General features: G+C 72.1%; 17 protein-coding genes. 9 read left to right on the top strand and 8 right to left on the bottom strand.

What is annotated here, in order from left to right; genetic code table 11:
* Positions 1-121 precede the first annotated feature (121 nt).
* Both ACF07B_RS15895 and ACF07B_RS15900 read left to right on the top strand, forming a co-directional pair.
* Positions 122-1,477: an SWIM zinc finger family protein gene (locus ACF07B_RS15895; protein ID WP_392179371.1), complete on the top strand. Its 1,356-nt coding sequence runs from the start codon at positions 122-124 to the stop codon at positions 1,475-1,477.
* 262 nt (positions 1,478-1,739) lie between these two features.
* Complete coding sequence (locus ACF07B_RS15900) at positions 1,740-3,353, top strand: DUF5691 domain-containing protein (protein ID WP_392179372.1); 1,614 nt, start codon at positions 1,740-1,742, stop codon at positions 3,351-3,353.
* A gap of 542 nt (positions 3,354-3,895) precedes the next feature.
* Here ACF07B_RS15900 and ACF07B_RS15905 read toward each other — a convergent pair.
* Positions 3,896-4,312, bottom strand: a complete 417-nt coding sequence (locus tag ACF07B_RS15905; RefSeq protein WP_037626795.1) for a cobalamin B12-binding domain-containing protein — start codon at positions 4,310-4,312, stop codon at positions 3,896-3,898.
* Positions 4,313-5,094: 782 nt separating this feature from the next.
* Here ACF07B_RS15905 and ACF07B_RS15910 point away from each other — a divergent pair.
* Entirely contained in the window at positions 5,095-5,958 is an 864-nt protein-coding gene (locus ACF07B_RS15910) for an esterase/lipase family protein (protein WP_392179373.1), read from the top strand.
* A gap of 139 nt (positions 5,959-6,097) precedes the next feature.
* Positions 6,098-7,876 carry a M23 family metallopeptidase gene (locus tag ACF07B_RS15915; protein ID WP_392179374.1) on the top strand — a complete coding sequence of 593 codons (1,779 nt, stop codon included), beginning with the start codon at positions 6,098-6,100 and terminating at the stop codon, positions 7,874-7,876.
* A gap of 121 nt (positions 7,877-7,997) precedes the next feature.
* Here the strand turns inward: ACF07B_RS15915 and pcrA are convergent, their stop codons facing one another.
* Positions 7,998-10,484, bottom strand: coding sequence for a DNA helicase PcrA (gene pcrA / locus ACF07B_RS15920; protein ID WP_392179375.1), 2,487 nt, complete (start codon positions 10,482-10,484; stop codon positions 7,998-8,000).
* Positions 10,485-10,834: 350 nt separating this feature from the next.
* Here pcrA and ACF07B_RS15925 point away from each other — a divergent pair, with 350 nt between their 5' ends.
* Positions 10,835-11,815 carry a tellurite resistance/C4-dicarboxylate transporter family protein gene (locus tag ACF07B_RS15925; protein ID WP_392179376.1) on the top strand — a complete coding sequence of 327 codons (981 nt, stop codon included), beginning with the start codon at positions 10,835-10,837 and terminating at the stop codon, positions 11,813-11,815.
* 115 nt (positions 11,816-11,930) lie between these two features.
* On the opposite strand, the gene ACF07B_RS15930 is transcribed toward ACF07B_RS15925, so the two are convergent.
* Entirely contained in the window at positions 11,931-12,284 is a 354-nt protein-coding gene (locus tag ACF07B_RS15930) for a hypothetical protein (RefSeq protein WP_392179377.1), read from the bottom strand.
* A gap of 468 nt (positions 12,285-12,752) precedes the next feature.
* On the opposite strand from ACF07B_RS15930, the gene ACF07B_RS15935 reads away from it, so the two are divergent.
* Positions 12,753-13,856, top strand: a complete 1,104-nt coding sequence (locus tag ACF07B_RS15935; RefSeq protein ID WP_392179378.1) for an NlpC/P60 family protein — start codon at positions 12,753-12,755, stop codon at positions 13,854-13,856.
* 85 nt (positions 13,857-13,941) lie between these two features.
* Here ACF07B_RS15935 and ACF07B_RS15940 read toward each other — a convergent pair whose 3' ends face one another.
* Complete coding sequence (locus tag ACF07B_RS15940) at positions 13,942-14,706, bottom strand: response regulator transcription factor (RefSeq protein ID WP_362407781.1); 765 nt, start codon at positions 14,704-14,706, stop codon at positions 13,942-13,944.
* Positions 14,703-15,992 (bottom strand): PspC domain-containing protein, encoded by a 1,290-nt coding sequence (locus tag ACF07B_RS15945; RefSeq protein ID WP_369485920.1) that lies wholly within the window; start codon positions 15,990-15,992, stop codon positions 14,703-14,705. Before ACF07B_RS15945 ends, ACF07B_RS15940 begins: the two co-directional genes overlap by 4 nt.
* A 176-nt stretch (positions 15,993-16,168) precedes the next feature.
* Between ACF07B_RS15945 and ACF07B_RS15950 the strand changes: the two genes are divergently transcribed.
* Together ACF07B_RS15950 and ACF07B_RS15955 are read left to right on the top strand one after the other, a co-directional pair.
* Positions 16,169-17,554 carry a PspC domain-containing protein gene (locus tag ACF07B_RS15950; protein ID WP_392179379.1) on the top strand — a complete coding sequence of 462 codons (1,386 nt, stop codon included), beginning with the start codon at positions 16,169-16,171 and terminating at the stop codon, positions 17,552-17,554.
* Positions 17,541-17,765 (top strand): hypothetical protein, encoded by a 225-nt coding sequence (locus ACF07B_RS15955; protein WP_369485922.1) that lies wholly within the window; start codon positions 17,541-17,543, stop codon positions 17,763-17,765. Before ACF07B_RS15950 ends, ACF07B_RS15955 begins: the two co-directional genes overlap by 14 nt.
* Before the next feature lie 65 nt (positions 17,766-17,830).
* On the opposite strand, the gene ACF07B_RS15960 is transcribed toward ACF07B_RS15955, so the two are convergent.
* Both ACF07B_RS15960 and ACF07B_RS15965 read right to left on the bottom strand, forming a co-directional pair.
* On the bottom strand, positions 17,831-18,355 hold the full coding sequence (locus ACF07B_RS15960) for a DoxX family protein (RefSeq protein WP_369485923.1): 525 nt from the start codon (positions 18,353-18,355) through the stop codon (positions 17,831-17,833).
* 449 nt (positions 18,356-18,804) lie between these two features.
* The gene (locus ACF07B_RS15965) at positions 18,805-20,118 is read right to left on the bottom strand and encodes a hypothetical protein (protein WP_392179380.1); all 1,314 of its coding nucleotides are present in this window, start codon (positions 20,116-20,118) and stop codon (positions 18,805-18,807) included.
* Between the two features lie 248 nt (positions 20,119-20,366).
* Between ACF07B_RS15965 and ACF07B_RS15970 the strand changes: the two genes are divergently transcribed.
* The gene (locus ACF07B_RS15970; RefSeq protein ID WP_392179381.1) at positions 20,367-21,254 is read left to right on the top strand and encodes a DUF4429 domain-containing protein; all 888 of its coding nucleotides are present in this window, start codon (positions 20,367-20,369) and stop codon (positions 21,252-21,254) included.
* 36 nt (positions 21,255-21,290) lie between these two features.
* Here ACF07B_RS15970 and ACF07B_RS15975 read toward each other — a convergent pair whose 3' ends face one another.
* Positions 21,291-22,085, bottom strand: a complete 795-nt coding sequence (locus ACF07B_RS15975) for a class II aldolase/adducin family protein (protein WP_369484447.1) — start codon at positions 22,083-22,085, stop codon at positions 21,291-21,293.
* Positions 22,086-22,214: the final 129 nt, after the last annotated feature.

Genomic DNA, 22,214 nt, shown 5'->3' on the forward strand with positions numbered 1-22,214 from the left:
CTCCAGCTCGGCCGGTTCGGATCTGGTTCCACCGTGCACCACGCCACTGACAATGCACTCTGACCTGCACAAATACGCTCGCGAGGATCGATTGTCAGTGGTGGGTCCTACCTTCGATGGCATGACACAGCAGGCGGTGCGCTGGACGGCGGATCAGGTGCTGGCACTGGCGCCTGACGCCGCGTCACGCAAGGCGGGGAGCAAGCTCGGCGCGGCCGGACCGTGGTCGGAGGCGGGCAGCACGGAGGAGGGGACGGTATGGGGACTGTGCAGGGGAAGCGGCAGCAAGCCGTATCAAACGGTCGTCGACATCGCGGACTCGGCGGGTCCCGCTTACAAGTGCAGTTGCCCGAGCCGGAAGTTCCCGTGCAAGCACGCGCTGGGACTGCTGCTCCTCTGGGCGGGCGCGGACGGAGCGGTGCCGGTCGCGCAGGCGCCGGACTGGGCCGCGCAGTGGCTGGAGGGACGGCGCAGGCGTGCGGAGGGCAAGAGCCTGGCGGGCGGGGGATCTGGAGCCGCCTCGCCGGGTGATCCCGAGGCGGCACGGCGCAGGGCCGAGCGGCGGGCGGAGCGGATCACCGCGGGGGCGGCCGAGCTGGAGCAGCGGTTGGCGGATCTGCTGCGCGGCGGCCTCGCCTCCGCCGAGCGGGCGGGGTACGGGATGTGGGAGGAGACGGCGGCCCGCATGGTCGACGCGCAGGCACCCGGTCTGGCCGCCCGCGTAAGGGAGTTGGGGGCGATCCCGTCGTCCGGCCCGGGCTGGCCCGTGCGGCTGCTGGAGGAGTGCGCGTTGCTGCACCTGCTCGACCAGGGCTGGCTGCGGCGCGAGCGGCTGCCGGACGACCTGGCCACGACGATCCGTTCCCGCGTCGGACTGCCCGGCTCCGCGGACGGCCCGCCGGTGCGTGACCGCTGGCTGGTCCTCGCGCAGTACGACACGGCGGACACCCGGCTCACGACCCGCAGGATCTGGCTGCACGGCGCCGAGTCCGGCCGGACGGCCCTGCTCCTCTCCTACGGCGCGGCCGGCCGGGCACCCGAACTGGCGCTTCCGGTGGGGCTGGCCTTCGAGGCGGAGGTGTCCGCGTACCCGGGCGCCGGCCAACTGCGGGCGGCGCTGGGCGAGCGGTTCACTCCCCCGGCACCGGCGGCGATACGGCCGGCGGGGCTGACCACGCCCCAGGCGGCCGCCCGTTACGGAGAAGCGCTGCGCGCCGACCCCTGGCTGGAGTCCTACCCGGTCACCCTGGAGCGGGTCGTCCCGACCCCGGACGGCGACTCATGGCAACTGGCGGACTTCGACGGGGAGTCGGCCCTCCCGCTCAGCCCTTCCTCGCGGTCCCGACCCGACCTGTGGCGTCTGGTCGCCCTGTCCGGCGGCGCACCGGTCACGGTTTTCGGCGAGTGCGGCCACCGCGGCTTCACTCCGCTCACGGCGTGGCCGCGGGGCGAGGGCGAGGCGGTGCCGCTGTGCTGACCCCGGTCGGCACCCCCACCCCACGCGCGGCCTCCACCACTTCCATCACGCACACCACCTCCATCACGCACACCACTTCCATCACGCACACCACCCCCATCACGCACACCACTTCCATCACGCGCACCACTCCCACCACACACTCCGCCCCCACGGCACGCTCCGCCTGCGGCGACCTCACTCCTCTCATCGCCCCGCCCAGCGGCCCGGCGCCCGGCCGCCACTGACGCGCTTCGCTTCGCTTCGTACGGAAAGGACCCTCATGACCACAGCACCGGCCTCGGCGGGCGCGCCCGCCGGCGGTTCCTGGGAGGAGCTCGTCACCGTGGCGCTGCTCGGCACCGAGCGGCGCACGCTTCCGGGACAACGGCCCGGGCAGCAGGCTCCCGTCGCGCTGCTGGACGCGGCGGCCGTGGAGACCGTGCGGCGGCGGGCCGGAGTCCGGCCGGCGCGGGCCGCGGCCCGGCCGGAGCCCGCGGCACCGGATCCGCGGGCCGCGCTGCCGCCCGCCGCGGCCCGAAGGCTGGCGACCCTGCTGGCGGACCGTCCCGGCGCGGGCGGCGGCGGCCGCAGAGGCACGGCGCCCGACCTCATGGAGCTGCTGCCCCAGTGGCTGGCCCTGGCGAACACGCGCGGATTCGCCGCGCCCCCGCAGACGCTTCCGGCACTCCTCGACGCGGCCCGGGGGCGCACGGACCTGCGGCCCGCCGTCCTCGACTTCGCCGGGCCGCGAGCGCTGTGGCTGGCCCGGCTGAACCCCGAGTGGCGGTTCGCGCTGCGCTCCTCGTCGGGCGCCGCCGCGCTGCCGGACGAGGCCGATGACGTACAACGGCTCTGGCAGGAGGGCCTGTTCGCGGAGCGGGTCGCACTGCTGGCGGCGGTACGGGCCAAGGATCCGGCCGCCGGACGCGCCCTGCTGGCGGCGACCTGGGCGACGGAGCGGGCCGAGGACCGGCTGATGTTCCTCGACTCGCTGCGGTCCGGACTGTGTGCCGAGGACGAGGGGTTCCTGGAGCGGGCGCTGGCCGACCGCAGCCGTAACGTCCGGGCGACGGCGGCCGAGCTGCTGTCCGCCCTGCCGGGGTCCGCGCTCGCCGCGAGGATGGCGGACCGGGCCGCTTCGTGCGTGGCCGTCGACCGTACCCGGGAGACGCCGGTGATCACGGTCGAGGCGCCGCACGAGTGCGACGCAGCGATGGAACGGGACGGGGTGGTGCCGAAACCCCCGGGCGGCCGGGGTGAACGGTCATGGTGGCTGGGCCAGCTGGTCGAGGCGGCGCCGCTCGCGACCTGGCGGGAGCGGCTGGGCGGCCGTTCGCCGGAAGAGACGGTGGCCCTGCCCGTGACGGACGGCTGGCAGGGGGAACTGCACGCGGCGTGGTGCCGGGCGGCGGTGCGGCAGCGCGATCCGGCGTGGTCGAGGGCGCTCCTCGGGCCGCCGTCCGCCCCGGAGGCCGGAGGGCCGGGGGCCGTGTCACTGGCCGAGCGGGCCAAGCTGCTGGCCACGCTGGGCGCCGGGGAGCGGGCCGAGTGGGTGGCCGGGTTCATCGGTACGCACGGACTGTCCGAGGCGTTCCAGCTGCTCGGGGTGTGCGCGGTGCCGTGGGCGGGGACCCTGGGGCGGGCGGTGGTCGACGCGCTCGACATCGCGCGGGAGGCGGGGAGCTTTCCGTGGAGCTTCAGCGGGGTGATGGGGCTGGCGGAGCGCTGCCTCGACCCCGCTGAGGCGGGGCGGCTCGAAGGTCTCACCTCGGTCCCCGACGAGTCGGAGCACGCGGCACCGGGGTCCGGCGACTACTGGGCCGAGGCCTTCCAGCGGCTCGTGACGACCCTGCGGCTGAGAGCGACCATGTCCGCCGAGCTCACGGCGCCATGACCGCCCCTCCATCCCCGCCGGGCGGCCGAACGGCGCCCGGACCCGGCATGGTTCCGCCCGGCCCGCCCCGCGCCCTGCCCCGGGAACACCGGGGAACGCGAAGACCCTGGACCGGCCCGAACAGCCGGAGAACACGGGCACCTGGAGGACGCGTGCACCCGGAGCACCCGGCGAAGCCGGAATCTCGCCGGCGTCGAACCCCTCCGGTACCGGTGATGCCGAAACCCACCGGTGTCCGCGCGAACCAGCGCGGACACCCGGCGGTCACGTGGGCCGGCTCGGTGTGGGCACCCGGCGGCCAAGCGGGCTCGGCGCGGGCACCCGGCCGTCAGGGGGCCGGCGCAGGGGGCCGGCGCGGACGCGGGCACCCAGCGGTCACGGGGCCAGCACAGGACCCCGGCAACCGGCAGTCACGCGGACCACGGTACAGCCCCGCCATCCAGCGGTCACGCGGGCCAGCTCAGGCCCCCGCCACCCGGTGGTCAGGCGGACCGGCGTAGGACCGGCATCCGGCGGTGATCCGGGATGACGCGGGCGCCCGGTCAGGCGCCGGCCGGCTGCCTGACGTTCGCCCGGACCCAGTCCACGATGGACACCGTGGTGGCGCCCGGGGTGAAGATCTCCGCGACGCCCTTCTCCTTGAGGGGGGCGATGTCCGCCTCGGGGATGATGCCGCCGCCGAAGACCTTGATGTCCTCGGCCTCGCGCTCCTTGAGGAGGGCGATGACCGCCGCGAAGAGCGTGTTGTGGGCACCGGACAGGATGGACAGACCGATCGCGTCGGCGTCCTCCTGGATCGCGGTGTCGACGATCTGCTCCGGGGTCTGATGGAGCCCGGTGTAGATGACCTCCATACCCGCGTCGCGCAGCGCCCGCGCGATCACCTTGGCCCCACGATCGTGGCCGTCGAGCCCCGGCTTGGCCACCACCACGCGGATCGGACCGGCTGCCACACCCATCACTGCCTCCATCAACGGACTGCTTCAACCTGCACCGACGAGGACTGCCGACACGTGCCTGCGACGACCACCGCCGGACGACGGCCGACAACTGGCCGAAGGTTCACCGACTGACCAGTATTGACTACCCGTTGTCACCAACAGGTGTCCGTCGACCGCGCCGACTACTGACCATCGACACATATCGCTCAGTTTTTCGCTCGCCACACCGGATGGCTCCGGATCACCGATCGCGCCAAGCGGCACAGGCGTCCCGGACCCTTTCGGCCCGGGAAGTGAACGAACGTTATCGCCAGCATCCCGCAACCGGCAGTTTCACGGTGGAGACCGAGGGGGAAATCACACACTGGGACAAGTTCGCCGCGCACGGTTCCGTACCGCGGCACTGGCGCCGCAGGGACCTGCGGCGTACGGGCCTCGGCCGGAGCAGGCGCAAGAAGAGCCGCGACCAGGTGGCCGCACCATCGCGTCGTCAGCGGGACGGCGTGGCGCTGGGGCACATCGGCGGCGGCACGACAGCGGGGAGCGAGGCCGGGCAACAGGACCACGGGAACACGAGGGCGACTCCACGCCACGACACGACGCCGGCGCACAGCATGGCGGACGTCGGGGAGCCGGGGTCGGCGTCGTATACCGCGCCCTTCGGCCGAGCGCTCCGCAGCGTCACCGGTCTCCTACGCCGGGGACGTGCCGTCGGCCGTCACCGTCACCGACCTCACGGCTTTCCACTAGGGCACACGGGGGACGGAGTGGTCCTCCCGCGTGCCGACTGGAGGTCGGCCATGAAGGTCACCGAGGCTGCGTCGCCCCTTCTCCCCCTGTGCCAGCGCCTGTTTCCGACGAAACTGGCGGGGCTGTCGGTGGCGCTGCTGAAGGCAACGGCCCTGGAGCTCGCGATCCTCGCCGGTCACCTCCTCCTCTATCCGTCCGGCATCACCCAGGAACGCCGGACCGGACACCCGCTCCCCTCGCCCGACGTCGCCGCCCCGCTGCCCACCGAGGCCAAACCCCCGGTCGTCCTGCTGCACGGCTTCATCGACAACCGCTCCGTCTTCGTCCTGCTGCGCCGCAACCTCGCCCAGCACGGCCGGCAGCACGTCGAGTCCCTCAACTACTCGCCGCTGACGTGCGACATCCGTACGGCGGCGGAGCTGCTGGGCCGGCACATCGAGGAGATCTGCGAGCGCACGGGCCATGAGCGGGTGGACATCGTCGGGCACAGCCTCGGCGGGCTGATCGCGCGCTACTACGTGCAGTGCCTCGGCGGCGACAGCCACGTCCGCACACTCGTCACGCTCGGCACCCCGCACTCGGGCACCCGCGTCGCGCCCCTGATGAACGCGCACCCGATCGTCCGCCAGATGCGCCCCGGCTCCGCGGTGATCGAGGAACTGACCGGCCCCGCTCCGGGCTGCCGTACGCAGTTCGTCAGCTTCTGGAGCGATCTCGACCATCTGATGGACCCGCTGGAGACGGCCTGCGTCGAGCATCCCGACCTGCTCGCCCAGAACGTCCGCGTGAGCGGTGTCGGCCATCTCGCGCTGCCCGTGCATCCGGCCGTCGCGACCGGAATCCGGCAGGCACTCGACATCGAGATGTCGGGCCCCCTCACCGTGGTCCGGAGCGGCGGTCTCACGGTGGCGTGAGGGGCGGCACGGAACGGTCCGAAGGCGGCCGTCGGGAGGGCTGACGGCCGCCCGACGGCCCTCCCGGCAACCGAAGTCTTCGAACGCTTATCGAACGCCAGGCCAAGCCCTTGCCCGCCCTCCCCCGAAACACGGCCGAATGCCCGTTTCCCGCGAAGGGGAAACCTGCCGAAGATTGTCGCGCCCGCATACCGACGGGTACAGTCGCCGCACTGCTCTGCCAGCCCCTGTTGTCGAGGCGAAAGAGAAGTTGGTGAACGACCGTCACCCGTCGGGGATCGCGACTCCCCCGGCTCAGGCTTCCGACGCCGCCTCGGCGCTCTACGCGCCCTACGGCGCGCAAGAAGCCCAGTACGGCGGCTTCACCGCGTACGGCGACTACGCCGGCACGGCCCCCGACTCGGGGGCGAGCGCGGCCGACGCGGGCGCCTACTCCGGTACGGACTTCGCCGGCGACCCGCTCTTCGGCACCATGCCGGGCGGGGCCGGCACCGGCTCGTACGACGCCACGCAGTGGAACGGCGGAGCCCAACAGCCGCAGGCCTACGACCCGTACGCGGGTCAGCACACCGCTTACGACACCGGCGCCCACGACGCGTCGGCCTGGACGAACGGCTACCAGCAGCACGCCGAGATCCCCGCGCAGCATCCGGGCCCCGACGCCTCGGGCCAGTGGGACGCGAACGGCTGGCTCCAGCCCGAGCAGCCGCTCGACGGAACCCAGCAGTGGACCGTGCCGACGCAGGAGACGGGCGCGTACGACGCCACGCGGTGGAACAGCGCCGGCGGCCAGGACACCTACCAGGCGTACGAGCACCCGCGGACCGAGGCATACGAACACCAGCAGCAGCCCGAGTCGTACGAACAGCCGCAGGCGGCGTCCGAGTCGTACGACCACCACGAGCTGACGCAGCTCGACATGACGTACGAGGGAGGGTCCGACGCGACGGACCCCGTTCCCTTCGACCAGCAGGCGACCGCGACCTTCGACCAGGCGGTCCACGGCCAACTCGACCCGGAAGGCGACGAGTTCGAGGCCGTCGAGGGTCTGCCGGACACGGAAGGCGCCGACGGCGGCTACGACCCGTACGACGAGGGGCGCGAGAGGCCGCTGCTCGACGACATGGAAGAGATCACCCCGGTCCGGCGTCCCCCGACGCGCAGCGCTTCCCGCGCCCGGCGCCGCAGCCCCGCGAAACGTTCCGCTCTGCTGACCGTCGCGGTGCCTTCGGCCTGTGTGATGGGGGTCGCGGGGATCGCCGCCGCCTCCGTGGGCGGAGTCGGCGGCCTCGGCGGGGACGACTCGAAGGACACGACGGCCAGCGCCTCCGACGTGACCTCGGTGAAGCCGTCGGCCGCCAACATCAAGCTGGACACCCAGCTCCAGAGTCTGTCCGCGGGTGCGGACGACTTCGCCGACCGGGCGAGCCGCACGCAGGAACGTATCGACCTCAAGGCCCAGCAGGCGACGGAGAAGAAGAAGGCGGCGGAGGCGGCGGCCCGCAAGGAGCGGCTTCGTCCGAAGTTCGCCCTTCCCGTGGCGCAGCAGGGCCTCAGCGCCTACTTCGGCCAGGCCGGCATCAACTGGATGTCCGTGCACACGGGCATCGACTTCCCGGTCTCCTACGGGACGCCGGTGATGGCCGCGACCGACGGCACGGTCCGGACGCAGTGGAACAGCGCCTACGGCAACATGATGATCGTGACCGCGATGGACGGCACCGAGACGTGGTACTGCCACCTCTCCACGTACAAGGTCCCCTCCGGCACCGCCATCAAGGCCGGTGACCAGATCGCCTTCTCCGGGAACTCCGGCAACTCGACCGGACCGCACCTGCACTTCGAGGTCCGCCCGGCCGGCGGTGCGGCGATCGACCCGCTGCCGTGGCTGCGCAGCCACGGCCTGGACCCCACGTAAGAGTCCGAAACGCCGGACAACGCCGGCCCCCGGCCGTCTCCGGACGGCCAAGGGCCCTGCGATCGGTCACCGCGATCCGGCACGACGATCCGTCGGCCGGTTCACGTGGACGGTCTCTCGGCTACAGCTTCTCCACCGGCGCGTACCGCAGCAGCAGCCGCTTCGGCTTGGGCTCTCCGAAGTCGACCGTCGCCTCCGCGTTCGCGCCCGTCCCCTTCACGCCGACGACGGTGCCGAGGCCGAACTGGTCGTGCGTGACCCGGTCCCCGACCGCCAGCGAGACCACCGGCTTCTCGGTGGCACCGCGGCGGGTGGCGAACCCGGAGGCACCCGAGGCCGCGGACCGCGAACGCGAGGACGAGAGGGAGGCCGCGACACCGGAGACCGGACCGGCGGGCCTGGACGACGTCGCCCCCGTGCGCTTCCAGTCCAGATGGGTCGCCGGGATCTCCTCCAGGAAGCGGGAGGGCGGGTTGTACGAGGGCTGGCCCCACGCGCTGCGCATCGAGGACCGGGTGAGGTAGAGCCGCTCCCGCGCGCGTGTGATGCCGACGTACGCCAGGCGCCGCTCCTCCTCCAGTTCCTTGACCTGTCCGAGCGCGCGCATGTGCGGGAAGACGCCGTCCTCCATGCCGGTCAGGAAGACCACGGGGAATTCGAGGCCCTTGGCGGTGTGCAGGGTCATCAGGGTGATGACGCCGTTGCCGTCCTCCTCGTCCGGGATCTGGTCGGAGTCGGCGACGAGCGCGACCCGCTCCAGGAACGCGGACAGTCCGGCCGGGGTCTCGTCCTCGCCGGTCTCCTGCTCGAACTCCAGGGCCACGGCGGCGAGTTCCTGGAGGTTCTCGATGCGGGTCTCGTCCTGCGGGTCGGTCGACGCCTGCAACTCGGCGAGATAGCCGGTGCGTTCGAGGACGGCCTCCAGGATGGTGGCCGGACCCGCGCCGGACTCGACGATCGTACGGAGGTCCTCCATGAGCGTGTTGAACCGCTTGACCGCGTTGGTGGAGCGCGCGGCCATGCCGTAGGCCTCGTCGACGCGGCGCAGTGCCTGCGGGAAGCTGATCTTCTCGCGCTGCGACAGCGCGTCGATCATCGCCTCGGCGCGGTCACCGATACCGCGCTTGGGCACGTTCAGGATGCGGCGCATCGGGACGGAGTCCTCGGGGTTGGACAGCACCCTGAGGTAGGCCAGGACGTCCCGGACCTCCTTGCGCTCGTAGAAGCGGACGCCGCCGACGACCTTGTAGGGCAGGCCGACGCGGATGAAGATCTCCTCGAAGACACGGGACTGCGCGTTCGTGCGGTAGAAGACCGCGACGTCGCCGGCCTTGGCCTCGCCCGCGTCGGTGAGACGGTCTATCTCGTCGGCGACGAACTGGGCCTCGTCGTGCTCGGTGTCCGCGACGTAGCCCGTGATGTTCGAACCCGCGCCGGCGTTGGTCCACAGGTTCTTGGGGCGGCGGGACTCGTTGCGCTCGATGACCGCGTTGGCGGCGGACAGGATCGTCTGGGTGGAGCGGTAGTTCTGCTCCAGGAGGATCGTCGTCGCGTTCGGGTAGTCCTCCTCGAACTGGAGGATGTTGCGGATGGTCGCGCCGCGGAAGGCGTAGATCGACTGGTCCGCGTCACCCACGACGCACAGCTCGGCGGGTGCCAGGTCGTACTCGCTGGGCGGTACGTCCACGGGGTGCTCGGAGGTCCCCACGAGTTCCCGGACGAGCGCGTACTGGGCGTGGTTGGTGTCCTGGTACTCGTCGACGAGGACGTGCCGGAAGCGGCGGCGGTAGTGCTCGGCGACGTCCGGGAAGGCGCGCAGCAGATTGACCGTGGTCATGATCAGGTCGTCGAAATCGAGCGCGTTGGCCTCGCGCAGCCGCGACTGGTACATCGCGTAGGCCTGGGCGAGGGTCTTCTCGAAGCCGTCGGTGGCCTGGGCGGCGAAGTCCTCCTCGTCGATCAGCTCGTTCTTCAGGTTCGAGATCTTGGCGCTGAACGACTTCGGCGGAAACCGCTTGGGGTCGAGGTCCAGATCACGGCAGACGAGCGCCATCAGACGCTTGGAGTCGGCGGCGTCGTAGATCGAGAACGACGAGGTGAAACCGAGCTGCTTGCTCTCGCGGCGCAGGATGCGGACGCAGGCGCTGTGGAAGGTCATCACCCACATCGCGTTGGCGCGCGGGCCCACGAGCGCCTCGACGCGCTCCTTCATCTCGCCCGCGGCCTTGTTCGTGAAGGTGATCGCGAGGATCTGGCCGGGGTGGACATCGCGCTCGCCGAGCAGATGCGCGATCCGGTGGGTGAGCACGCGGGTCTTGCCGGAGCCGGCGCCGGCCACGATGAGCAGCGGCGAGCCGGAGTGGACCACGGCCGCGCGCTGGTTCTCGTTCAGTCCGTCCAGCAGGGCCGCCGGGTCCACGGCGGGCCTGGGCGCGCCGTCGCGGTAGTACGCGTCCCGGCTCGGCGGCAGGTCGAACTTCCCGCCGAACAGATCGTCCGGAACCGGCTCCGGTCCGTGATCGTCCTCGGGCGGCGGCGGGTGTTCGTCCTCGTGGGCCGCGGAGGGCTTGAGGTTCGCCAGGAAGCTGTCGTCAAAGAGGCTGCTCATCGCTCTCCGAGTCTAGGCCGCGCCACTGACAGCCCGCCGCCACCTCGAGAACTCGGCCACAAGTGTGACGAGGGTCCCGGCGGACGCCTCAGGGGAAGATGCCCTTCCGGCCACGCATCCGCACACCCCGTGACCAAGGGCCACCGACAGGTCACCTGGAGCGAGCGAGGTCGATCTCCCACGACGGCACCTCGGCGATCCACCGTGTGGTGCGCCCGGCGCGGACACGGGCTCCGCTCCCGCGGGGCGCGCGCGGGGGCGGGAAGGCCCGCGCGCGTGCCCCGCGTTTTCGTCCGCGCCCGCGCGTGCCCCGCCCGCAACCCGGTGCGGAGGTCCCTAGCATCGGGAACATGTCAGACACACCGGCCATGCCGGACAGCAGCTCGCTCCGCGCCTGGTGGACGGAGTGGGCGGCCGCCGCCGGACCCGCCGTGATGGCCACCGGCATCATCTCGACCGGGCTGCACCTGACCGGCCACGAGACCCTCTCCCGGATCGCGCTGGTCCTCGCGTCGCTCGCCTGGACCGGGCTCGCCGCGGACTTCGCGATGCGGCTGGTGGGCGACCGGGAGCGGTGGGCGCGACGGGCCCGCACACCCGCCGGGCTCGACGCGGTCGCGGCGACCACCGTGCTCGGCACCCGGTTCTCGACAATGGGTTGGCAGGAGCTCGCCGAGGCCCTGCTCGCGCTGTCGGCCGTGCTCTGGCCGGCCCTGCTGGTGACCGTCCTGTGGCGGCTGCGGCGCCGTATGCCGGGAGAGGTGTTCCTCGTCTGCGTGGCCACGCAGGGGCTCTCGGTCCTCGCGTCGACGATCGCCGGCACCGTGGGCCCGGACTGGCTCGCGCACGCCGCGCTGGTGCTGTTCTGGCTGGGGATCGGGCTCTACGCGCTCGCGTTCGCGCACTTCGACCGGTGCGAGGTGAGAAAGGGCGCCGGGGACCACTGGGTCGCGGCCGGCGCTCTGGGCATCTCGGCGCTGGCCGGGGCGGGACTCGTCGCGGCGCACCACGTGGATCCGTACCTGTGGAACAACGACGACCAGGACGTCCTGCGCGACACGACGGGCGCGCTGCTCGTGCTCGACCTCGTCTGCTACGTCCTCCTGGCCGTCGCGGAGGTGGTGTGGCCGCGCCCGCGGTACGACGTCCGGCGCTGGTCCTCCGTCTTCCCGATGGGGATGTCGGCGGTGGCGGCCCTCGCGGTCGCGGCGGCCCTCGACGTCTTCTGGCTCAAGGGGCCGGGGCAGGTGCTGCTGTGGATCGCGGTGGCGGCCTGGCTCGCGGCGGCCGCGGGCGCCGCTCTCGCCTTCAGGTCCACCACCCGGGGGTGACGGCGCCTCACAGCTCCACCGCCGTGCGGGAGCGGGTGGCCGTCGGTCCGTCACGGGCGGCTCGACGCCGGTCAGGGCCGCCACGGCCCCGGGCGGGCGGGACCGACTCGGCCGGTCAGGTCCACAGGACGGCGATGAAGATGTTCGCGACGGTCAGCAGCCCGACCAGGCCGAAGAGACGCTTGTCCACCGTCTCGTCGTCCCGCTTCACATAGACGAGCCCGAGGATCACGATCAGCAGGGCCAGCTTCACGCCGATCTTGACGGTGTTGACCGTGTTGTCGTCGGCCTGGTTGAGCCCGACCAGGGCGACACCGGTCACCAGCATGGTCAGCGCGCCGTGCAGCATCGCCGGGACGAAGCGGGCGGTGCCCTTGCCCATCGCCTTCATCTGGGTGAGGAAGCCGCCGAGGAGCGCGGCGATGCCGATGATGTGCAGGCCGACGAAGAGATGGATGAGTACGTCCATGGGGCCGGAGCCTAATCGCACCCCTGAGCCCCCTCCCGACCGGGCCGCCCCTTCCCGCCCGCTCCACCGGCACCCCGTCACGCTCCGGTCCCGGCCGGCACTCCCTCGCCACCGGACCGTCGCGCGTCAGCCATACCACCGGCACCGCGCGGGCCGTCCGGGATTCGCCGCATCGGTCATCACCCTGCGTGAAGTCGGCGACGTACGACCAGAATCTTGCTCACATTTGGTCTCTCAGCGATCCAATCGCGATAGTTCCGTACATAGCGTTACCAACAGCGCGCTCCCAGGTTTAGCGTCCTCCACCAGGTGACCGGCTCCCCACCACCGTCCGGGCCAGGGACGGCAGTCGGACACCACCGCCGAGAAGGTCCGGCGGCGGCCCGCTCCCCCTGTGTGAGCCGCCGCCGGACGTGTCACCGCTTGACCGCACCTCAGGGGCGGTCGCACGGAAGGATGTGGGCCCTCGTGGCAGCGCACCGCAAGGCCAGACAGCGCTCGGTCGGCGGAAACACGGCCCGCACAGCAGTCACCATCGCCCTCGCGGGCGCGGCGACGGCCACCGGTTTCGACGGGGTCGGGCACGCCGACCCCCAGTTGTCCCCGGCGCAGGTGAAGGCACGGGTCGACAAGCTCTACGAGGAGGCGGAGGCCGCCACCCAGAAGTACGACGGCGCCAAGGAGAAGGCCGGCCAGGCGGAGACGCACCTGAGCAAGCTCCGCGACGAGGCGGCCCGCCGGGAGGAGCGGCTCAACTCGGCCCGGGAGGCGCTGGGTTCGATGGCCGCGGCGCAGTACCGCAGCGGTGGACTCGACCCCGTGGTGCAACTCGCGCTCTCCGACCACCCCGACCAGTACCTGGAGGGGGCCGCGCTCGCCGAGCGGGTCGGCACCCGGCAGTCGGCGGAGATCGCCGGGGTGCGCAAACAGCTCCGTGAACTGGAGCAGTTGCGCGGGACGGCGCACATCGAACTGGCGGCGCTCAAGTCGCGGCAGGCCGAGCTGAAGCAGCACAAGAAGACGGTCAACGAGAAGCTCGGCGCGGCACGCCGGCTGCTCGACCGCCTCACTCCGAAGCAGCGCACGCAGTACGTCGAGCGCGGCGGCGCGGGCGACCAGCAGCACGCCTCGCGCGACGCGTCCCGCGAAACCGCCCCCGTCCCGGCGTCGGGGGACTCCGGCACGTCCGGTGCCGCCGAGGCGGGCACCACGGCGGCGCCCAACTCCCGGGCGGCGGCCGCCGTCGCCTACGCCTACGCGAAACTCGGCAGCCCCTATGTCTGGGGCGCCACCGGTCCCAACGCCTTCGACTGTTCCGGGCTCACCCAGGCCGCGTACCGCTCGGCGGGCGTCTCCCTGCCCCGCACGACCTATTCTCAGATCAACGCCGGCCGGCGGGTCGCCCTCTCCGAACTCCAGCCCGGAGACCTGGTGTTCTTCTACTCGGGCATCACCCACGTGGGCATCTACATCGGCAACGGCCAGATGATCCACGCCCCGAATCCGTCGGCGCCGGTCCGGGTGGCCCCGATCACGGAGATGCCCTTCGCCGGGGCCACCCGGATCGCGTGAGCGCCTGAGCGGCTGGAACGCGGTCCCCGGGCCGTCCATCGCCCGGGGCTCCCGCCCGTCCCGGTTCCCGCCGGACCGGACCGGGTCAGACCAGTCGTCGCGCCGTCGCCCAGCGGGTCAGCTCGTGGCGGTTCGAGAGCTGGAGTTTGCGCAGGACCGCCGAGACATGCGACTCGACCGTCTTGACGGAGATGAAGAGCTGCTTGGCGATCTCCTTGTACGCGTACCCCCGGGCGATGAGCCGCAGGACCTCGCGTTCACGCTGGGTGAGGCGGTCCATGTCCTCGTCGACGGGCGGGGCGTCGGTGGAGGCGAAGGCGTCGAGGACGAATCCGGCGAGGCGCGGGGAGAAGACCGCGTCACCGTCCTGGACGCGGAAGACGGAGTCCACGAGATCCGTGCCGGTGATCGTCTTGGTGACGTATCCCCGGGCACCGCCGCGGATCACACCGATCACGTCCTCCGCCGCGTCCGACACGGACAGCGCGAGGAAACGGACGGGCTGCTCGGCGTCGGCCATCAACGGGGCACAGCGGCGCAGCACTTCGACACCGCCGCCGCCGGGAAGGTGGACGTCCAGGAGGACGACCTCGGGGCGGGTGGCCGTGATGACCGTGACCGCCTGGTCGACGTCCGCGGCCTCGCCGACCACCTCGACGCCGGTCCGTCCGGTGTCCCCGATCTCGGCCTGGACCCCCGTACGGAACATGCGGTGGTCGTCCACGAGCACCACGCGCACCCGGCGCCCGCCCTCGGCGCCGGCCGCGGGGGCCTCGCCCGCGGATGCGGCGGCACCGGAGGCCTCCGCGGCCGAACCGCCGGACTCCACAGGCTCGTTCGTGTCGCTCATGACGTCTTCTCCACCCTCTCCATCTCCAGTTCGACCTCTGTGCCGCCGTCCGGCACCGCGCGCAGTCGCGCCGTGCCTCCGTTGCGCTCCATACGGCCGATGATCGATTCTCTGACGCCCATGCGGTCGGCGGGTATCGCGTCGAGGTCGAAGCCGGGGCCGCGGTCGCGGACGGACACGAAGACCGTCCTGCCCTCGACTTCGGCGTAGACCTGTACGGCGCCGCCCTCGCCACCGTACTTGGCCGCGTTCACCATCGCTTCCCTCGCCGCCTGCATCTGCGCGGTCAGACGGTCGTCGAGCGGGCAGTCGCCCACGACGACGACCTCGATGGGGACGCCGTGCTTGTCCTCGACCTCGGCGGCATGGCCGCGGACCGCCTCGGCGAGGGTGGCGGGCTCCTCGTCCTCGTCCTTGCCGCTGCCGTCGGGTTTGTAGAGCCAGGCCCGCAGATCGCGCTCCTGCGCGCGGGCCAGGCGCCGCACCTCGTTCGCGTTCTCCGCGTTGCGCTGGATCAGGGTCAGGGTGTGCAGCACCGAGTCGTGGACGTGGGCGGCGACTTCGGCCCGCTCCTGCGCGCGGATGCGCATCAGGCGCTCCTCGGAGAGGTCCTGGGTCATCCGGATCAGATAGGGGCCGGCGAGCAGCGCGATACCGACGAGGACCGCGAGCGCCGCCTGGAGCACCGAGCCGAGATGGGCCGCGGAGCCCTGGAGGACGAAGATCCCGGAGACCCCGGCGGTGACGAGCAGCACGCCCGCCGCTGACCGCAGCAGCGTGAGCGTACGGCGACGGCGGCCGACCTCCGCCCAGCGGGCCCGCCGCGCGTTGTCCGCCTGGCGCCAGACCAGGGCGACTCCCGCGCCGACGAGGACCGTCGGCCACAGATACGCCTTCGTGCCGCCGCCGAGATTCACGTTGCCGACGAAGACCATGGCCACGACGACCATGAGGAGAAGCGCGACGATCTGGCCCTTGTCCGGCTTGCGGGCCACAAGTCTGCGCCGGCCGTCGGGCGAGGTCTCGGTGGTGAACGCCGGCGTGCGGCCGGAGCCGACGCCACCGACGCCGAGGGGCACGAAGAACCAGAACGCGGCATACAGGAGCGCGCCCAGCCCGTCCGCCATGAACAGTCCGACGAACACCAGCCGCACCCAGACCACGGGCAGCCCGAGATGCCCGGCCAGCCCTCGCGCCACGCCCCCGAGCCAGCGTCCGTCGCTGCTTCGGTAGAGCTTGCGCGGGGGCCGCGGGTCGTCGACGGGCATGGCTGCGGCTTCCGGCATGCCATCGATGGTCACACGCCCGGGGTACCGGAGCATCAGGGTCGGCCCCCGATACTCCCCTGATCTTCGGGAATCGCCGTTCGAACGGTCCCCGCCCTCCCCTCCGGGCGGATATCAGGGTTCGTCCAGGGTCATCCCGACTGCCGCCGCGCCGTCCCGCCCGTCACCATGGACGCATGACAGATCAGCAGCACGCGGCGGCGGAGCCGGATCCCGGCACCGCTCCGGGTGACGAGCCGCGCGCTCATGGGGAGGCGGCCGGGACACGGCCGGCGGACGCCGGCGCCGACCCGTCCTCCGGGGTGCCGCGCGGGTTCCGGCGCGACCGTCGGCAGAAGACGCTCGGCGGGGTGTGCGCCGGGCTCGGCCGGCAGTGCGACATGGACCCGGTGATCTTCCGCATCGTGCTCGCGGTGCTCGCCGCGACCGGTGGCATCGGCCTCATCTTCTACGGCTTCGCCTGGCTCTTCGTCCCGTACGACGACGAGGAGGAGGAGAACGAGGTCCGCAAGCTGCTCACCGGCCGGGTCGACGGCCCCGCTCTGACCGCCGTGCTCTTCGCGCTGGTCGGCTGCGGAGTGTTCCTGTCCATGCTGAAGAACGGCAGCGTGCTGACGTTCGCCGTCGTCCTGTCCCTCCTGCTGGCGGGGGCGGGTTACTGGTCGCGGAACCGCGGCGCCGCCGACCCGGACCCGCTGGCCGCGCAGGCCGCCGCCGACGCCCCGCCGGAGGCGAAGGCCCCGCCGGTCCCCGACTCCTATCCCTCCTGGTGGCGCGAGCCGATCGTCAAGGACGGTTCGCATGTCGGCGGCACCGGCTATATGTGGGGTCCCGTGGAGACCCGGGACCGCGATGTCGCGGCCGCGCTCAACATCGCCCGCGGCACCTCCCGCGCCGTCCCGCGGACGGAACGGGAGCGCGGGCAGCGTGGCCCTCGTCCCATAGGCGGCCGCGTCTTCCTGCTGGCCCTCCTCGCGGGCGGCCTGACCACGGGCTCGAACTGGCACGACCGGTCGCTCGGCACCAGCCTCCAGGCCGGACTGGCCGCCGCGCTCATCGTGTTCGGCCTGGGGATCGCCGTGAGCTCGTTCCGTGGCCGCACGGGCGCGGGAACGGTCTTCCTGGCGGTGATCACGGCCGGGCTCCTCGCGGCCTCCGCGGCCCTGCCGAAGGACATCGACACGCACTGGGTGCGGACGAAGTGGGCCCCGGCGACCGCGGCCGACGTCCGGACGGCCTACGACCTGGGCACGGGCGTGGGCACCCTCGACCTCAGCCGAGTCGATCTCGCCAGGGGACAGACGGTGAAGACGAACGCCGAGGTGGGCGCGGGCCGGCTGAAGGTGATCGTCCCCAAGGACGCGACCGTGCGGCTGACCGTCGAGGTGGGCGTCGGAGACATCCAGTTGCCGGGTGACGACAAGAAGGACGTGGACGTGGAACCGGGCAAGCACAAGCAGGTGACCCTGCCGCCGGCGACGGGCGGCAAGGACGGCGGCATCTTCGACCTCGACCTCCAGGTCGGCGTCGGCCAGGCGGAGGTGGCCCGTGCCACGTCATGAGTTCCAGCCCGGAAAGCTGGTGGCGGGCCTCTTCCTCACCGCCGGGGGCATCGCCTACGCCGGAGACGCGGCCGGCTGGTGGGACACCGAGTGGTTCGCCGTCATCCCCGTCGTTGTCGTCGGGCTCTGTCTGGCGGGCGCCGTGGCGTCCGTGAACCGCGTGGTCCGCAGACGCCGTGCGAACCGGGGGCCGCGGAGCGTGAACTCCTAGGCCCCCCGAACCGCCTGAGCGACGTGTCCCTCGCCCGCTCCCCACTGATCCGAACGGGCCGGGCCTCAGTAGCCGGTCTGTGGCCGGCGTCGGCGCCTGATCACGGCGTCCAGTGACCAGTAGGACGCCCCGGCCAGTACGAGAGGTGTCCAGCAGAACAGGTACGGGAGGTCGTTGCCGAAGTAGTACGGGTCGGAGGCCCAGCTCACGGTCAGCCACAGGCTGAGCGAGATGAGCGCGCCGCCGAACGCGGCGAGGCGGGCCAGCAGTCCGATCAGGGTGCCGATGCCGACGGCCAGCTCACCGAACGCGATGGCGTAGCCGAAGCCGACGGGATTCTTCAGGGACAGGTCGACGAGGGCCGGTATCGCGGAGGAGTCACGCACCGTGCGCATCATGTCGCCGATCGAGCCCGAGCCGGAGGCCTTCATGAACGCGCTGTCCGTCAGTTTGTCGAGGCCCGCGTAGATGAAGGTGACGCCCAGGAAGATCCGCAGGGGCAACAGGGCGTAGTGCGTCGCGGTCTCCCGCCAGTCCCGTCGCTCCCCCAGATACTGGGGGTGAGTATCCGTCCGCATACCGTGAGTCATCGCTCTCCGCCACCTCTCACCCGCGTGCCGTTGGCCACTCAACAGACCATACGTACGAATCGGTTCCCTGACTCAGCCGACGGACCCTTTCCGGCCCCCACCTCTCGAAACGCCCCGGCACAGCCACAACCGACTCTCGCCCCCACCGCCCCTACCCGACCCACCCTGGGGCTCCGGCCCAGACCCCGCTCCTCAAACGCCGGAGGGGCTGAAATTTCCCCGGCCGGGACTGAAATCCGAACCGGCCACCACAACGCACCCGCACCCGCACCCGGGATCCGACGCGAGGGGCCGCGCCGGTACATCGATGCCCGTCGCCACCGACGCCCACCCCTCACCCAACGGCGACGGGCTGATGCACCGGCACGGCCCCGCCCCACAACACACCCACGCCCGCACCCGCACCCGCACCCGCGACCGCGACCGCGAACGCCAGCGCAAGCGAACCCTCAGTCGGTCACGTCGATCTCGTACCGGTTCGTCTCGACCCCCGCCGCGGTGACCACCTGCACCTCCACCCGCCCCGGCTCCACGTCCACCGGCACAGGCACCGTCAGCACCGCGTCCGTGGGATTGCTGAACCCCCCGGACACCGGGACCAAGGGCACATGCACATGCACCGGCCCGATCCGCACGACCATCCGTGACAGCCGGTCCGCGGTCTGCGCCCCCGGCGGCACGAACCCGGCACCGCGGATCTCGATGTCGTCCCCGGTGCGAATGGGCGCGTCCAGATCGCCCGCCTCACGGGACCGGACCACGGAGAGGATCACCGGCCGCCCGCCCTCGGCGTACTTCCCGGCGAGATAGGTCGCGGCCGACACCAGCACCAACAGGGCCAGCCCCCACGGAAGATCGGGCAACTGCGACGGCCGCCGAGCCAGCCGTACCGCCGCGAAGACGAGAGCGACCCCGCTGATCACGACGTACTGGATGTCGGCGAAGCCGCCCCGCCCGGAGTCGTCGGTCAGCAGGTCAGCGGCCCGCGGCCGGTCCGCGCGGACCTTCTGCAGCCGCTGCCCGAGCACCCGCAGCCCGACCACCCGCCGCACCAGCACGGCGACCCCGCAGACCACCGCGACGACGGTCACGACACCGGCCGCCCGGGCGAGTTCGAGCCCGGCGATGAGGTCGTCCCGGCGGCCGGGCGCGGAGGCCGCCGCGATCTGCCCCACCAGCACGAGCACCGCGTACACCACGAGCAGCACCCAGCCGGTGGCCACCGCGCGGGAGGTGGAGAGCCGGTTGTCCTCGCCGATGACCGGCGCGAGAGCCCCGCCCCGCGTCCGGTGCAGCCAGGCCGCCCCGGTCAGGAGTCCGGCCAGCACGACCGCGGCCAGCAGCCCCGCCGTCCGCGCCGCCGTCCAGCCGGCCCCGATCGCGGTGAGCGCCTGCACGAGCAGGAGGACGACGACGGCGGCCCAGACCGTGGACGCGGTGTACCGCCACAGCCGGCCCAGCCATGCCTCGCCTTCCAGGCGGCCGCGTTCGGCGACGAGGTCCGCGGACTGGGTGAGTTCGTCGGACACCCACTGCCGGGACGCCGAGGCAGAGTGCGCGACACCGGCGGGCAGCCCCTGCCCGGCCGCCAGCGCGTCGCGTTTGGCGAGGAACGCGGCGACGGCCCGCCGGTGCCCCGTACGCGCCCCGTGCGGGCAGTCCCCGCACGTGCAGCCGCCCTCGTGCCCGCCCGGTCCCCCGCCCTGCTCCGCACCCGGACCGCCACCTGGACCACCGCTCCGGCCGGTGCCCGACCCGGACACCGGCCCGGCACCGTGCCCCGCACCGTGTCTCGCCTCTTGCACCGCCACGCTTGCTGCCGCCTTCCCGCGCCAGAAAAAACTCCGTACAGCCGGAATGTCACGAACGCCCGGCTGCCGTACGCCCGCCCGGCAACTCTCCTGTGACGACAGCGAATTGTGCCGTACGGAACACTGCGCGGATGCGTCAGGTCGGCTCAGCGCGGGCGAAGCGAGCGACCCCTTGTTGACCCGGCTGGGAGAATTCGCCCATGGCCGAGATCATCCAGCGCGACGGAACCTGGGCCTTCGACGGCAGCACGATCAGGATCACGCCGGGACTGCATCGAACCGTACCGCTGTTCCGGCAGACGTACGGGGAGATCGCCGTTCCTCTGGAAGCGGTGTCGGGTGTCGTCCACGAACCGGAACGCAGACGCGGCCGGCTGCGGCTGCGGCTTCGCGAGGGCGCCGACCCGCTGCTCCAGGCGACCGGGGGCCGGCTGCCCGAGGCGGCGGACCCCTACAGCCTGTCGGTCGGCACGGACCGTTCCGGAGTGGCCGCGTACGTGGCCGAGGAGATCCGCCGCGCGCTGCTGCTGGACCAGGTCCCCACGGAACCGGCGACGGCGTATCTGCTCACGGGTCCGCCGGTCCCGGTGTCCGTCCGGTCCAGCGACGGCACGGTCTCCTTCGACGGGAAGCGGGTACGCATCGACTGGGCGGACACCTCGGACCGGGTCAAGCGGGCGACGGGGCCCCGGATCATCGGCCTGGGCGACCTCGTTCAGGTCGAATGGCTGCCCAACTCCGGTTACGGGGACGGTTTCCTGCGTTTCGTGACGGGCGAGGCGGGCTCCTGTGAACTGCCGCCCGAGAAGGACCCGTACACCCTCGATCTGTGGGGCAGCGTCCGCCGCGACCTGCTCACCGCGCTGGTCGCCACTGCGGTCACGGCCCGGCTGCCGCATCCCTCCACCCGCACCGGCGCGTACGCGGAGCGGCCCCGGCCGGCGCCGGTGGTGCCGGCGCGGTCCGACCATCACGACGTACTGCTGCGCAGGCTGCGGGAGTTGGGCGAACTGCACCGCGACGGGGTGCTGACGGACGCGGAGTTCGCCCTGACGAAGACGGCCGTTCTGCGGGGTTTCCAGCCCTGACCTGCGCGGCTGGAAACCCCGGATCCCGCCGGGGCGCTAGCTGAGGAGATCGGGTTCACTGCGGCTGATGTCCTGCCACAGCGGCTGGTAGTTGATCCACGCCACCAGGTCACCGCCGAGCTGTTCGCGGGTGGCGACCGCCTGCTTGTGGTCGATGAGGAGGGGCCGGCCCGCGGCCTTCGCGGTGAGCTGGACCTGGCTCGACCGCTCCATGGACAGGAACCACCAGGCCGCCGCGTCCACCGAGTCGCCGACGGTCAGCAGCCCGTGGTTGCGCAGCACCAGCGCCTTGCGGCTGCCCAGCGCGGACGCGATCCTGCGGCCTTCCGCGGCGTCGACGGCGACCCCTGTGTAGGCGTCGTACAGAGCGTGGTCCTCGTAGAACGCGCAGCTCTCCTGGGTGATCGGGTCGAGCAGGTCGCCGAGGGCGGCGAGGGCACGGCCGTGCACGGAGTGGCAGTGGGCGACGGCGACGACGTCGGGGCGGGCCGCGTGGACCTGGGAGTGCACGGTGAACGCGGCCTGGTTCACGTGGTAGCGGCCCTCGATCACCTGGCCCTCCCCGTTGACCATGACCAGGTCGCCGACGGTGACGTGCTTGAACGGCATGCCGAACGGATTGACCCAGAAGCAGTCGCTGTACTCCGGGTCGCGTGCCGTGATGTGTCCAGAGACGCCGTCCTCGAAGCCGAGCCGCCCGAACAGCCGCAGCGCGCCGGCTAGCCGCTCCTTGCGGTGCCGCCGTTCGTCGTCCGTCGACTCGTGCATCGGCGGCATGGCGAAGCGGAGCTGGTCGGTGGGGCGGGGCAGCGGCGGAGTGGACCCGTGCATCTGTCCTCCAGCACTGGCGTGTTCGGTACGAGCGGAAGTTACCCGGGGTCAGCGCAGGAGAACAGGGGTGTTCCGTGAGAGAAAAATGTGGAACGCCGGGGAAAACAGGCAATACCCGACAGGAGATGT

The sequence above is a fragment of the Streptomyces sp. NPDC015532 genome, from assembly GCF_043078065.1.
Lineage (GTDB): Bacteria > Actinomycetota > Actinomycetes > Streptomycetales > Streptomycetaceae > Streptomyces.